The 12,996-nt window shown below is 47.1% G+C and carries 16 protein-coding genes; 5 read left to right on the top strand and 11 right to left on the bottom strand.

Annotated elements, in window-relative coordinates:
• Positions 1 to 165 precede the first annotated feature (165 nt).
• On the top strand, positions 166 to 288 hold the full coding sequence (locus SIB80_RS08735) for a hypothetical protein (RefSeq protein WP_277346408.1): 123 nt from the start codon (positions 166 to 168) through the stop codon (positions 286 to 288).
• A 51-nt stretch (positions 289 to 339) separates the two neighbouring features.
• Here the strand turns inward: SIB80_RS08735 and SIB80_RS08730 are convergent, their stop codons facing one another.
• From SIB80_RS08730 to SIB80_RS08715, 4 genes are all read right to left on the bottom strand, one after another.
• Entirely contained in the window at positions 340 to 1,944 is a 1,605-nt protein-coding gene (locus SIB80_RS08730) for a DUF4114 domain-containing protein (protein WP_236065955.1), read from the bottom strand.
• A 397-nt stretch (positions 1,945 to 2,341) separates the two neighbouring features.
• The gene (locus SIB80_RS08725; RefSeq protein WP_063419187.1) at positions 2,342 to 2,632 is read right to left on the bottom strand and encodes a SemiSWEET transporter; all 291 of its coding nucleotides are present in this window, start codon (positions 2,630 to 2,632) and stop codon (positions 2,342 to 2,344) included.
• A 309-nt stretch (positions 2,633 to 2,941) separates the two neighbouring features.
• Entirely contained in the window at positions 2,942 to 3,142 is a 201-nt protein-coding gene (locus SIB80_RS08720) for a hypothetical protein (protein ID WP_063419185.1), read from the bottom strand.
• A complete protein-coding gene (locus SIB80_RS08715; protein WP_255454328.1) occupies positions 3,129 to 3,263 on the bottom strand; it encodes a hypothetical protein in 135 nt (44 codons plus the stop codon). Before SIB80_RS08715 ends, SIB80_RS08720 begins: the two co-directional genes overlap by 14 nt.
• An 80-nt stretch (positions 3,264 to 3,343) precedes the next feature.
• Here SIB80_RS08715 and SIB80_RS08710 point away from each other — a divergent pair, with 80 nt between their 5' ends.
• Positions 3,344 to 3,472, top strand: a complete 129-nt coding sequence (locus SIB80_RS08710; RefSeq protein WP_255454329.1) for a hypothetical protein — start codon at positions 3,344 to 3,346, stop codon at positions 3,470 to 3,472.
• A 210-nt stretch (positions 3,473 to 3,682) separates the two neighbouring features.
• Positions 3,683 to 3,961 carry a hypothetical protein gene (locus SIB80_RS08705; RefSeq protein ID WP_063419184.1) on the top strand — a complete coding sequence of 93 codons (279 nt, stop codon included), beginning with the start codon at positions 3,683 to 3,685 and terminating at the stop codon, positions 3,959 to 3,961.
• A gap of 409 nt (positions 3,962 to 4,370) precedes the next feature.
• Here the strand turns inward: SIB80_RS08705 and SIB80_RS08700 are convergent, their stop codons facing one another.
• Together SIB80_RS08700 and SIB80_RS08695 are read right to left on the bottom strand one after the other, a co-directional pair.
• Positions 4,371 to 5,111: an amino acid ABC transporter ATP-binding protein gene (locus SIB80_RS08700; RefSeq protein ID WP_063419183.1), complete on the bottom strand. Its 741-nt coding sequence runs from the start codon at positions 5,109 to 5,111 to the stop codon at positions 4,371 to 4,373.
• Complete coding sequence (locus SIB80_RS08695; RefSeq protein ID WP_063419182.1) at positions 5,108 to 6,136, bottom strand: amino acid ABC transporter permease; 1,029 nt, start codon at positions 6,134 to 6,136, stop codon at positions 5,108 to 5,110. Before SIB80_RS08695 ends, SIB80_RS08700 begins: the two co-directional genes overlap by 4 nt.
• A 231-nt stretch (positions 6,137 to 6,367) precedes the next feature.
• Here SIB80_RS08695 and SIB80_RS08690 point away from each other — a divergent pair, with 231 nt between their 5' ends.
• Positions 6,368 to 6,604, top strand: coding sequence for a DUF6868 family protein (locus SIB80_RS08690; RefSeq protein ID WP_063419181.1), 237 nt, complete (start codon positions 6,368 to 6,370; stop codon positions 6,602 to 6,604).
• Between the two features lie 168 nt (positions 6,605 to 6,772).
• Here SIB80_RS08690 and SIB80_RS08685 read toward each other — a convergent pair whose 3' ends face one another.
• From SIB80_RS08685 to SIB80_RS08675, 3 genes are read right to left on the bottom strand one after another with little or no spacing between them, the layout of a single operon-like run.
• On the bottom strand, positions 6,773 to 7,282 hold the full coding sequence (locus SIB80_RS08685; protein WP_063419180.1) for an HdeD family acid-resistance protein: 510 nt from the start codon (positions 7,280 to 7,282) through the stop codon (positions 6,773 to 6,775).
• A gap of 29 nt (positions 7,283 to 7,311) precedes the next feature.
• A complete protein-coding gene (locus SIB80_RS08680) occupies positions 7,312 to 8,205 on the bottom strand; it encodes an ABC transporter permease subunit (RefSeq protein ID WP_063419179.1) in 894 nt (297 codons plus the stop codon).
• A 6-nt stretch (positions 8,206 to 8,211) separates the two neighbouring features.
• A complete protein-coding gene (locus tag SIB80_RS08675; protein ID WP_063419178.1) occupies positions 8,212 to 9,261 on the bottom strand; it encodes an amino acid ABC transporter substrate-binding protein in 1,050 nt (349 codons plus the stop codon).
• 557 nt (positions 9,262 to 9,818) lie between these two features.
• On the opposite strand from SIB80_RS08675, the gene SIB80_RS08670 reads away from it, so the two are divergent.
• Entirely contained in the window at positions 9,819 to 10,076 is a 258-nt protein-coding gene (locus SIB80_RS08670; protein WP_063419177.1) for a hypothetical protein, read from the top strand.
• A gap of 596 nt (positions 10,077 to 10,672) precedes the next feature.
• Here the strand turns inward: SIB80_RS08670 and SIB80_RS08665 are convergent.
• Together SIB80_RS08665 and SIB80_RS08660 are read right to left on the bottom strand one after the other, a co-directional pair.
• Positions 10,673 to 11,062, bottom strand: a complete 390-nt coding sequence (locus SIB80_RS08665) for a putative quinol monooxygenase (RefSeq protein WP_063419192.1) — start codon at positions 11,060 to 11,062, stop codon at positions 10,673 to 10,675.
• 332 nt (positions 11,063 to 11,394) lie between these two features.
• Positions 11,395 to 12,975: a SulP family inorganic anion transporter gene (locus SIB80_RS08660; RefSeq protein WP_011130277.1), complete on the bottom strand. Its 1,581-nt coding sequence runs from the start codon at positions 12,973 to 12,975 to the stop codon at positions 11,395 to 11,397.
• Between the last annotated feature and the right edge of the window lie 21 nt (positions 12,976 to 12,996).

The raw sequence follows: 12,996 nt of genomic DNA, 5'->3' as shown, positions 1-12,996 counted from the left end.
CCAGGGGGGAGAAATCAAATAAACAAAGGCCTCGCATCATGGCGGGGCTTTTTAATGTTCAGTTGTTGAAGTTCCTCAGTCTCCTTTTTCTGCAGTAGATGTGGCCTGACAGCTGCAAGCAAAAATATCCGAGATAATCAAAGACCTTTTAAGCGTTCAATCCCAGTGCAGCGTTCCCTTCGTCTTCCTCTGTCGCTTCCTGGTGCTGCTGCTCTTGCCTCAGTGAGTTCTCCGATCCAACCAGTCGCTGCTCAAGAGGACGGCAGTGCAGCAGATCTTTATGTATGAGTGAACGCTTAATGGAAGAACTACAGCAAAGCGTGACTTAACTGTTGAGATTCAGACTGTGATCGTATATCGCACGATCATGTCGGCGAAATCCTTATCTCTACCACCAAATAGATCCTCTACACCGAAGCCATTGGGACCAAGAGCAGTGAAATGCGCGGACTTGTCAGAGTTAGCGCCAGTGAAGGCAAAATACTGTTCACAGGTTACTTCGTTGATCAGCAATGGTGCATAAATCTTTCCGGCCTCGGCATTGAACTGAAATTTATTGATTTCCTTATTTTCGATTTTCAATGAACTATTTTTGCTGGTAAGCAGATTGCTCCTCGCCACATAGTTGTAGCCGCTTTCATTGGGCATCAGCGTTCTGCCAGTAACAGGGTCAACTACGCCACCATCGGGTCCTGCTACCTCATAAAACTGCAATGTTGAGCTGTGAGATGCTGAGCGACTAAATGACCCGGAAATAATGATGCTGGAGTTGGTCGCAAAACCTGTTGTGTCGATCAGGTCAATCGACTTCGGCGTCAGAAGGTTGCTAGGAAGTGCCGATGCTACGTCTTTGGAGGCTTCGAAACTTGTGTAGAAACGACGTCCATAGGGATCTTCGTACGCGTAAATTTGCTGGCCGCTGACCGTGTCTTCCACTGCTACTCCTAGCAGCTTTCCAACCGGCAAGTTACTCAATGGATTTGTCAGTACGGCTCCTTCGATTTCGACATAGGTGGCAGTCATCGCACCATTAAGGTCGTTGATGATGGCAATGGTGTGATCAACGCTCGGCATCGTAAACGGGCCTGGTGCTGCAGCCTTTGCATCCGGATTATTACCGGGTCCACCAGGGTTATAAACGGCCTGGTAATTACCACTTGATGGCATACGAACACTTTTTAGTCTCGTAATTGCACTGAGATCACCTTCTAGGATGATGTCGTAGTAATTATCATGATCTTCCACATAAGCGGCATTTTCTATTGTTCCTGCTGGTGCTAAATCTGCTATTCCTACAACTTTGATGGAACCATACTTGCCTATAGTGTAATCCTGATTCGATTTAGTAAGTGAAATTTTTTCGCCGTTATCGCCTTTCGCTTCAAGAATAAAGTATTTATTGAACTCGCTGGGTTGCAGGCTTGCAATACCATCTGGTGAGAATCCTGCACTGGTATAAAGGCGTAGGCGATATTGGGCTTGATCCCCATAAAGATCGCTCCCGCTGTTGCTAGCTGAAGTGGCGCCAACGCCAATAGGTCCGCCTTCTCCAAGCGGACTGAAGGTATTGAGTTTGGCCGCAACCAGCTTCGGGCCATCACCTTGAACATAGGAGTTGCTGCTATCGATGGACAGTTCTGTAGCAAAGACAGGCCCTTTTGCTGAGAGCATCTGCAGGGGTGTGCCGTCATTGACGATTCGAACCGATACCGGATAGCGGGCTCCTTCACTTTCGGGGTTGAGGCGATTGCCGAAATCACCTGCCACCACAATCGTTTGGCGTTCATTGTATTCGAGGTTTGGCAAGAATCCTGCAAGGGCAGGCGATACGATCGAACCATCGTTCAGGGTGATCTCAAAATCGCTTCCATCACCATCTAAGGTTGTTGGTAAGACTGGATAACTGAACACCAATGGCATGGTGTCTTGCAACAAAAGACTCATGCCATAAACAGCTTTAGATCCAACAATGCTCGCTGCACTTGTTAGCGCACGGAGCGTTGGACTAAGATCTGGATCAACACTTTCCCAGGCAACATTGTGATGCGCAGCTGCCTGCTGGCCCCCTGGCCCGAGTAAGCCTGGTACTCCAATATATCCGTCAAATCCATAGTTGCCAGTGAAAAACTTTGCCTCGTTAGCAAATAGATCTGCGTTGTAGTTGATTGGGCTTAGTAAGCTTGATGCTCTACCCGATGTATTTTCTTGATCTTTGTCTATGTAGGCTATCAGAGGATCTGCTAGAGAGCTGTACCGGATAGCCATAATTAATAATTTTAGCTAGTGAACATAGTTTAGACCTTTGAAAATATATTTTAGCAAGAGCTGATACCATCTGCTTTTAGCCTGCTGTAGTGGGTTGTTTTCCGTAGATTAACTTCAAGGTAAGGATTGTCACGTTGAGGATGAAGGTAATGATGTTTGCAATAAGTACAGGAAGAGCATTCGTTGCTATTGCATAGATGATCCAAAATAACAGACCAGCGATAAACATCAAGAGCATCACTATTGATACATCATCAGCCTTCTTGCTTTTCCATGTCTTTATGACCTGAGGTATGAATGCAATGGTCGTTAATGCAGCAGCTATAAAGCCGAAGGTGTTAGGAGTTATGAGTTGATCAATGCTCATTTAGAACTCTAAGAATTAGTTTCTAGAAAATAATTCCCTCAGTGTAATTGCACACCAGCTTTGCCTGTCTAGATAGGCACACCCCAGTAGCTTTTGGGAGTGCTTTGGCAAGACGCTCCTTGCTTAGGCGCTCCTCTGCAACAAATCCCTTATCGGCTGTGCTCAACCCAAAACGCCAACAGCTGTTCATATAACTGAGCGAGTGGTGCTTTGTTTTCGATAAGGAAATGGATGATGGTTGCTTCCTTGTGTATTTGCTCCGTCCAGTGAGAGCCATGCGTGACGCAATGGCTTTAAGCTCTTTTACCTTCAGCATTTAGAACGACTCCTTCTTTGCTGGAGATAACGACCTAAAGGCTTGAGGGGAAATGCCTTGGCCTCCACCTCATTCTTCAGAGCCTCAAGCGTGCGGGCCTGGGAGTCGATGTGCTCCCTGATGTCACGAGCCAGCTTCTTGTCGAGGTTGTTGACCTCCTCAATGGCTGCAAGTAACCCATCAGCGATCGGCATCGACCACCTCCTTGGCGGCCTCACGCTTAGTAAGCCGTGCCTCCTTCGCTTGATCCAATGCAAGGCGGAAGGTCTGGGTGAATCCCCGCACAGTCTCAACCAAGCTAGACCCAGAGAACACGCCCCAAGAACCGTTCTCCTCAAAAGCCTCTTCTAGAGCTTCTCCTGCGTTCTCGAGCTCCTAAGCACTTGGCCATAACCATGGAGGATCTGGTTCAGCTCTGCCTTCTGGCGCAGGCTGAGATCCATTCCGAAGGAAGCCGAACAGGTGATCAAGAGTTGGATCCAACTCCATGGCAAGCTCCCCCAGGATTAATTGCAGTTATCTGATCAGGGCTTCCAGGCCTGATCTGTAGGAGGAATGGCTTGAAATGCCATTCGCTGACCATTAAGCCCCCCTTTGGGGAAGAGCAAACGTGAAGCTGCAACCAGCAATCAAGAGCTGAATGATCACTGACCAGAAGATCATTTACTTACCACCTCTGGCCATGCGAGCTGATCAGAGGTGTGCAAGGCTGCAGGGATGGACATGTGATCTAGATGGAGACGCACACTGCTCTACTCACGTTGATCTCAATGGCGGTGTTGGTTGGCCTTGGTGTTGGCTATTTGGCAAAAACTGCGATGTTTAAGAACGGCCCAATCGAGAGAGGTCCACTCGGGCAAATGAAGGCAGGAGGGCTGTTTGACTTCGGGGCTGGGGAAAAGGTCAGCTTTCAACGAAAGCCGCCCTATCAAACGAAGATCAGCCAGGACGAGACAATCAAAGCGCGATTGGAGAAGACTTTTGCTGATAGCGCATCAGGAAAGGACGATTGAGAATGACCGTTGCGCAATGAATTAACAAGCATTATAACGAAGTTATTGTTCTTGCATGATCCAATTGGTTGTGTAGCAAAGGCATCAAAGTAATGGCAAAGTAAAACTCTCCTTGATTAGTATTTTAATAAGTCTTGGTTTTAACAAGTCTTGGTTATCATTGGTTGAACGGAGACTTCTCTTGGATGTTTGGGTTGAACGCAGATAATGACAGCAGGCCGGTGAATACAGGCGATGTTGATACTTATATCAAGGGAGCTCACTCCGTTAGTGATAACCGTGATGTCTTCTTCTCGTATGTTGCATAAGGACTAGAAGCTTTCAGTAACAGCTGGAATTTCAATGCCTATGCACAAGTTTCAATCGCTGAAGTCGAAATTGCTTCAATCCTAAAAATCCTTGGAGAAATTCACATCATTTGATTGAGAAAACGGCGGCTGCGCTCTTCACGAGCATTCGCGAAAAACTCATCTGGTGATGAGGTCTCCACAACCTTGCCCTCATCCATAAACAACACCCGATCTGCTACCTCACGGGCGAAGCCCATCTCATGGGTGACAACCACCATGGTCATCCCAGCATTCGCTAGCGACCGCATCGCATCAAGAACCTCCTTGACCCGTTCCGGATCGAGAGCGCTTGTCGGTTCATCAAAAAGCATGATTTCAGGTTGTAGTGCGAGTGCACGTGCAATGGCTACTCGTTGTTGCTGCCCTCCACTCAGCTGGCCAGGGTATTTACCTGCCTGCTCGGCAATTCCCATCTGAGTTAATAAATCATTAGCGCGTGCCTCCGCCTCCTTTCGAGGCCGACGTTGCACACGAATCGGTGCAAGAGTGATGTTGTCGAGGATGGATAGATGCGGGAAGAGATTGAATTGTTGAAACACCATGCCCACACGTTTACGGATACGTCGTATCTGACGTTCATCGTGGTCTGCATCTAAGGGGATACCAAGCACTTCAAGTCGCCCTTCATCAAGCGACTCGAGTCCATTGAAGGTTCGAATCAAGGTGCTTTTACCAGAACCCGAAGGACCCATTACGACCAAAACTTCTCCGCTTTCAACATGCAACGACACCTCATCAAGAGCTCGCTGATGATCACCAAAGGATTTAACAAGGCCCGTGGCTTGAATGGCTGGAATCATCGCTTTGAAGTCGCAGACCTTGTGGGGCTCAGTTGATGTTCAAGATGACGGGCAAGTAAGGCCATAGCAGTGCAAACCAACCAGTAAACACCTGCTAGCCATACATACACCTCCAGATACCGACCTATGAAATCAGGGTTGGCCAACAGGCTGCGACTGATCCCCAGGAGTTCCACCAAACCCAAGATGGCCATCAGGCTGGTGTTCTGAAGTAATCCAACTGCTTGGTTGGTCAGGGCCGGTAGAGCTGTACGAAGTGCCTGCGGCAACACCACAAGTTGAATTATTTGCTTAGGACTCAGGCCCAGCACAGCAGCAGCTTCACGCTGGGTTCGTGGGATCGCTTGCAATCCACCTCGTACGTCTTCAGCGATGTATGCAGCAGCAAATAATGCGAAGGCCAATACAGCGCGCAGGACTCGATTGACTTCTAGATGCATGGGAAGGAAAAGGGGAATCAACAGCTGACCAAAAAACAACACTGCGATTAGAGGAACAGCCCGCATCACGTCGATATAGACGCTGCAACTTCGTTGGATCACGGCCAGCCTGGTTTGACGTCCGAGTGCCAGAAGGATGCCCAGCGGCAGGGCAAGAGCACCGCTGCAGGCGGTTAGCAGCAGGGTGAGGGTTAGGCCACCCCAGGCATGAGAAGGGATCGGCAGTAAACCGAGGCCACCAGCAAGAAGAACCACACCACAGGGCACCATCGCAATCCATACCAAAGGCAAGGCCTTCCGAATCCAACCCCGACGTGGCCCCAACAGCGTTAAAAAGGTGAGGCCTATCAGCAGCGCAATCCAAAGAAATGGGCGCCAACGTTGATGAGGTGGATAGCTACCAAAGGCATAGAGCGGAAGGTTTTGGCTAACGACTTGCCAATCCGCATCAACAAAAAGCCAATGCAGGGTTGTGGTCGCAACCCAACCAAGCAGGGCAAGCAGCAAAAAAGTAATCAAGCCATCCAAAGGGGTGGCCAATAGGTGCCGTTTCAGACGTTTAAAAGGGCTTGGCCCAGACTGCATCAGGATTTAGCAGGTGTACTCAGGAGAACTAGAAACTCAATTCGGACCACTTCTCTTGGGATAGAAACGATCAAGGGACAGGCTCAAACGCATAGGCCATCGATGCAGATCATCAACGTAAGCCCCTTTGTGCATCCTGTTGAAACAGAGGTTCTGTTGCCCTTGTTGAGCCAAGCATGGACAGAAGCAAAAGCCATTGCTATTGCTTAGAGATCAACCAAGATCTAGGCAATGGAGAGAGCTGAATTCGCTGAAATCTTTGCCAAGGCAACGGTGCTGAATTTCGCACTCTTGACCTTCTGGCTGATTGCTTTCATACGGCATCGTGAATCGGGCTACCGCTGGCATTCACGCTGGTTCATCGATCTCAGCAAGAGAAGCTTTGACCGCATCCACTATGGCGGGATGATGCTTTACGAAATCATGATCATCCTCTTCTGCTTGACACCTGCTTTGGTACTTAGGTGAGGTTAATGATTCTTTTGGCTTCTGCATTGCCTCGGAGTACATTGTCTACAGCTAAGTAGTAGTAGTGCAAATATTGAAGGATTCTATGCACCCCTATGGGAATGTTGAGATCTCACCTTACTGTTCAAATTGGCGATATTTGCTGATCTCGCCAATGAGATCCACTTGCTAAGTGGTCTCAGCAGGCTTAGGGCCCCTCAGCAGGTTGATTGCAGATAGGAACAATGCTGCCCCGAACAATGTTCCGAGAGCCCAAATACTGTCTGATGGCCATTCAATAACAAGCAATAGACCGAAGATTGCTGTAATCACTCCATCGAAGACCACCAATCCACCCAAAGGGCTTGGAGATGCAGCACCTCCAGCCAATTCCATCAAGCCTTCTATTAAAAGTAGGACGCCTGCAAACAAGGTAAGGCTGATTTCACTATCAACAGGGTCGATCAAAATCCAAACAGAAGCTGCGATATAAAGCACGCCACTGAAGCCTCTAAATACTTTGCCCTGCAGGCTTGCTTCACCGCCAAGACGCAATAATTGGCCAATACCTGCGGCACAGGCAGCCCCCCCGAGGGCAATGGTTAGCAGGGTGGCCGAGGCAAAAGGCAAAAGGATGGCAATGGCAGCTGCAATAAACAAGAGCACTGCTGCGATGCGCCGTTGAAGTAAAGAATCCATGAAAAACCTAAACCTCATTTAGCTTAAGGCTATTGCTGGGATCTGATCACAACCCGATTGAGAAATTCCATCCCTCCAGTGATCAGAAGATTAAGCAGCAAAAAACTGATCAACAACAAGAGGAATCCTTCAATCGCTCTGCCGGTCTGTGTGATTGTCGTATCACTTATCGCATAGACATCGGCATAACCTACGGCGATCGCCAATGTGCTGTTTTTGGCCAAATTGAGATATTGGCTTGTTAGGCCAGGCAGGATGGCTGGTAAAGCTTGAGGTAACACCACTCGACGTAACCCAAAACCTTCTGGCAAACCAAGACTGCGAAACGCTTCCCATTGACCACTCGGAACAGAATTCAATCCACCGCGGACAATTTCAGCAATCGATGCTGCTGTGAAGACGCTTAGGCCCACTAATAAAGCCGAAAATTCAACGCTCAGATTTAGACCAAGCAATTCGATCCCTTGGTTCGAGATACGGATCAAGCTTCCCAATGGCGCCAAGGGGGTCCCGGAAAGGCTTAAGAAAGCAACGAAATACCAGAACAACAGCTGAAGCAACAGAGGGATCTGCCGGATCAAGGCCACATATCCGCTAGACAGTGCTCGTAACAGCAGATTGCGGCTACTTCTGGCAGCCCCTGCAAGCACTCCAATCACTGTTGCCAGAACAAGGCCGCAAAGGATGACCTTGAGGCTGTTTAGCCAGCCCATGCAAAGAGCCCAGGCATAACTATCCGAAGGCCTATAAGACAGCGGATGTTCAGCTAGAGCAAAGCCTGCCGGTCGTCCTAACCAAAGAAAGCTGAGCCCCATGTCCGTGCGGATCAGATTCACAGCGAGATTGTTGATCAACACGCCAAGAATGGTCAGCAGAGCGAGAGCGACGCCAACTTGCAAGCAAAAGTGCTGCGAGCGCTTCATAGGGGGTTAGTTAAATGGTGGCGCGATCAGCAAGCCACCTTGCCGATAGGAGCGATTTAGGCCTCTAGGAATTGGCACAGAACTGTTTGGGCCGAGGTGGCGGTTGTAAATCTCTCCATAATTGCCTGTGGCTCGGATCACCTTGACAACGAAATCATCTGCCAGACCAAGCTTTTGACCAAGGCCAGCATCAACGCCTAGAAAGCGTCGCAACGACGACATCTGTGGGTTTGACTTGGCTTGTTCGAGCTTGCTGTCGACATTCTCTTGAGTAATACCAAATTCTTCAGCGGCAAAAAGAGCAAAGACCACCCATCGGATGGCATCAGCAAGACGCTGGTCTCCACCCACTGAAGCCGGGGCAAGCGGTTCCTTACTCAGCACAACATCAAGAATGATGTGCTGTTCAGGATCAGGAAAACCAGATCGGGCCGCCGCAAGTTGAGAACGATCGGAAGTCATCGCTAGACATCGACCCTGGAGATAACCGGCGACAACCTGATTGAGATCTTGATACTTGATCGGCGTATAAGAAAGCTTTCGTTCCTGAAATGCATCGTTGAGGTTCTGTTCCGTCGTGGTGCCTGAGCCCACACAGATGTTGCTGGCTTTCAAATCCTGAAGGCCCTTAATTCCGCTACTTCGCTTGACCATCAACCCCTGGCCATCGTGAAACACCACAGGTGCAAAGGTGAGACCATTACCTCCTGCTGCATCCCGGCTGAGATTCAATGTTGTGTTACGTGAAAGCAGATCAATTTCGCCTGTTTTTAGAGCGGTGAATCGTTCGGGAGCTGTAAGAGGGCGATATTGCACTTTCGTGGCATCACCAACAACTGCAGCGGCCATAGCGCGGCAGATATCAACGTCTAGCCCTTCATAGCGACCATCGCCAAGTAGAAAACTAAAGCCTGGAATTTTGCCGCTAACGCCACAATTTAATTGACCTCGCTTATTGATTAAATCAAGCCGAGAAGAATCCTCTTGATCAATGGAGGCGCATCCTGCGGTTAATAAGACCAAGCTGGTCAGAGCTGTGGCCAGAAGCTTATTCATTGAGCAAGAAGATGGATGGTTGTCATTTTCACATACTTTGGATGGCGAGATAGGTAATCTAAAGATAATTGCAAAGAAAGTTAGAATTGTCTAAATAAAAAGGTGTCAATTTGGTCAGCTATTTAGCTATCATTAGATCAAGCTAAAGGAGTGAATAAGCATCTGTTAAATCAAGCGAAAGGATGGCGTTGGATCTGTTGCCACAAGTGAAGCAAAGCATTGTCACAAGTTTATAGGTAGAGTCAAGAAAGGATTAGAGGCAGCTTTGCTTCAAGTGACTTCTCATAGATACAAGAAGGAGTAATTCAAGGCCAAAAGAAGCCTGGCGGTTGACTGATTAAGCCTTTTTGAAGGATTAGACAATGAAACAGAAATATGTAATTATCTGTTCTTGCAAGTCAAGCTGATATAGCCTGGAAAGTACTAATCTAAAAATGACACTCGACTGGCGAGCCCTAGATCCAGAAGAATAGAGAGAGGCTTTTAATATTGAGGATTTAGACGAAGGTTATGATTCATTATCTGATAGGTCAGATGCATATGCCAACCATGGCACCTTGTCTAAGCTAAAAGAAAATCCTGGTAACTATGATTATGGCTATCACGGTATCAACGGCAAAGAAGATATATATAGCTCGCCAATTGATGACATTATATATGCTCATGGAGGCTGGGATAGATTGTATCTAACTCCTGGTTTTGATCTTGTCTTGACTGGTACAGGTAAAGATACGCTATATATTACGGCAGAAAGTGTTCTTGCTACTAATTCTTATTCTCTTGTTGAAGACTTTGATCCTAAAAAGATCAATTAGAGTTTGAAGATATTGATAAGTTTATCGATTATTTGAGCATTGTCGAAATTGGCAATTGTGCTGCAATCGTTTTTGATTCCGCACCAGTGGCAATTTTTAATGGAGTTACTCTAGACGAATTTATGCAGGCAGATATTCCTAGCTCATTTTTAGTCTGAAGCAATTCAAAAACTTGGAGACCTTTTTGAAATCCAAACATAGTTTTGATCTGATCAGATAGCTAAAATTCACTAAAGATACTTGCTTAAAATTTCTAGCTTGCCTCGCTCTCTACTTTCAGAAATTGATATTAATGTTCGATTGCTTGCAAGTTGATCAAAGGATATTGGTAGAGGGAAAGTGTTGCTTATAAGCTAGTAGATAACAAGGAAGGCTGTATTAAGTTATTTCAATCGAAGGCAGTTGCGTCTAAATTAAATCATAACTCGAACCGTAGTGAATACGATTTAGATTTAGCGAGCCGAAGGATGTGCTCTGTTTGTAAATCTAACAATATAGATGATGCTGGTCAGTCGTAAATAATAATAAATACCTTTAACTTGTCTAGTTGATGAGCATAGCTTGCAAAAGCTAGACTGAAAAACTATTGATAAGGCTCAACAACGACTGTATCCACATCTTGTCTCGAAGATTTTTAGGGGTAATCCAGTTGCTGCCATTGCAGCTCGACACTCAGCGCCAATGGTTCCATAGACCTCAACACTAAAACCATCACCAAGTTCTGCATGCTTAGCGAGATAGTCACCAACGATGGGGTTCGATAGATGAGCCAAAAAGGCTGCATCATTTGCATAGACCTCAGACCAAACAAAAGCTAGGGGATCATCTGGATCTTGATCAAAGGTGTGATGCAACATCCCAGGCTCAGAATCTTTTACCCCTGCATCTGTCGTCGCAGCCAGTGAAAGATAATCGTCAACACAGCCTGGTTTTACATGGATGCGGGCCAGCAGAAGAAAGGGCGTAGAATCATCGAAGTTCGCCATGAAAAGCATTGGTGAGCTAAAGAGTTATAGCAGCTCAGAGAAGGTGTATGAGTGAATTTCAAAATGAACTAAGACATCTTTTTTTTAGCAGCAAATCAAACTCATGATTTTGTAAAGTAGCGCGTTTTATGGTTGGTGAAATATACAGCCCGACTGGAATATTCCCAGGAAGTTATTGCATTAACAAAATATCATCGTGTATAAAGAATCAATGATTTAGATGAATCTAATATCTTTAAGCCAGTTCAGGATTTGAAATCATTGGCGCTGCAAACAACTCTAACGATAAGAAGGCTTAGAAAATCTTGGGCATCATCTCAAATACAACCCTTCTAGATATGAGCAGGCTCTTGATTGCCGCCTATGCGTTCAAATAGATCAAGACTTTCCTTGTTAAGGCCCACCACCTCGACTTCTGATCCTCCAAGGCGAAGCTTGCGGATCACCTGATCCAATGCAGCAACTCCGCTTTGGTCCCAGATGTGTGCTCGCGACATATCGATCGTCACTTTGGCAGGGTGCTTGTGAATGTCAAAGCCCTGTAAAAAATAAACCTTGCTCACGAAGAACAATTGTCCACTGACTTCATAACGAAGCTCATCAGGGTTGACTTGAATAACACTTACACGGATTACTTTGGCAACTTTACGGCTGAAGAGTATTCCTGCGAGTGCAACACCCGCTAAAACTCCCAGCGCCAAATTATGGGGTGTGGTGAGCATGGTGACGGCAAAAGTCATCAGCATCACAGCTGTATCGCTACGAGGAATCTTTTTCAGCTGTCGGAGTCCGCGGATATCAGCAGTGCTGACAGCAATCGCAATCATCACAGCCACTAACGCCGCCATAGGGATTTGTTCTAACCAGACTCGACCCACCAAGATCATTAACAATAAACTGACGCCAGAAAACAATGTTGAAAGTCTGCTACGCCCACCATTCTCTGTATTCATTACCGATTGGCCGACAAGTGCACAACCGGCCATTCCTCCAAAAAGAGAGGAGACAACGTTTGCGATTCCCTGGCCTCGAGCCTCAACATTCTTGTTTGATGTGGTATCAGTTAAATCATCAACGATGTCTTGGGTGAGGAAAGTCTCAATCAGCCCAACCAAGGAAACCGCGAGAGCTGTGGGTAATACCAATCCAAATGTTTCGAGGTTGAATGGCACTTTCCCATCTGCTAATGACCCAAATGGAAGTGTGAAACTAGGAAGACCAGTTGGGAGATGTCCTAAATCTTTAACGGTTGGAATATCGAAGCCGAAGCCGATGCTAATGATCGTCAAAACAATGATGGCCACGAGCTGAGAAGGCAGCAGGCGAGTCAAGCGTGGTAAGCCATAAATAATCACCAAGCCAAGGATCACCAACCCCCAAACCAAAGGGATCTGTCCACCAGTAGGCAAAATCTGGGTGGCATGATCGCTAACTACAGCTTCTCCGTAATGCAGATTCAGGCCTAATTGGGGTAATTGAGCTTGAAAAATCAATAAGGCGAGTGCATTCACAAATCCACTTAGAACCCCTTGAGGAACAAAACGCATTTGATAGGCAAGTCTCAAATAACCCCAAAGGATTTGCAAGAGCCCAGTCAATAGGCCTGCTGCCATCAAATAGGCAAGGCCTAGGCCTTCACCAACGGCATTACCAGTCGCCACAAGCCCTGTCATCAACAGTGCTGTCGAGCCAGTCGCTGAGGTGATCATCCCCATACGTCCGCCGACTATGGCGATGGTGACTGAAAGGCAAAACGCTCCAAAGAGGCCCACTTGCGGATCAACACCAGCGATGCCTGAAAAGGCAATCGCCTCCGGGATCATTGCGAAGGCAACCACCAGCCCGGAGAGGAGATCTTTTGGAGGGTTGCCTAACCACTGTTTGATCAACGATGGTTCTGACCGGTTAATCATTAAAAAGGCTGGCTTTGACGG

The organism is Prochlorococcus sp. MIT 1327, from assembly GCF_047304785.1.
Taxonomy (GTDB): domain Bacteria; phylum Cyanobacteriota; class Cyanobacteriia; order PCC-6307; family Cyanobiaceae; genus Prochlorococcus; species Prochlorococcus marinus_D.
The sequence above is the reverse complement of the archived record's forward strand: the minus strand, read 5'-3'. Positions and strand labels throughout refer to the sequence as shown.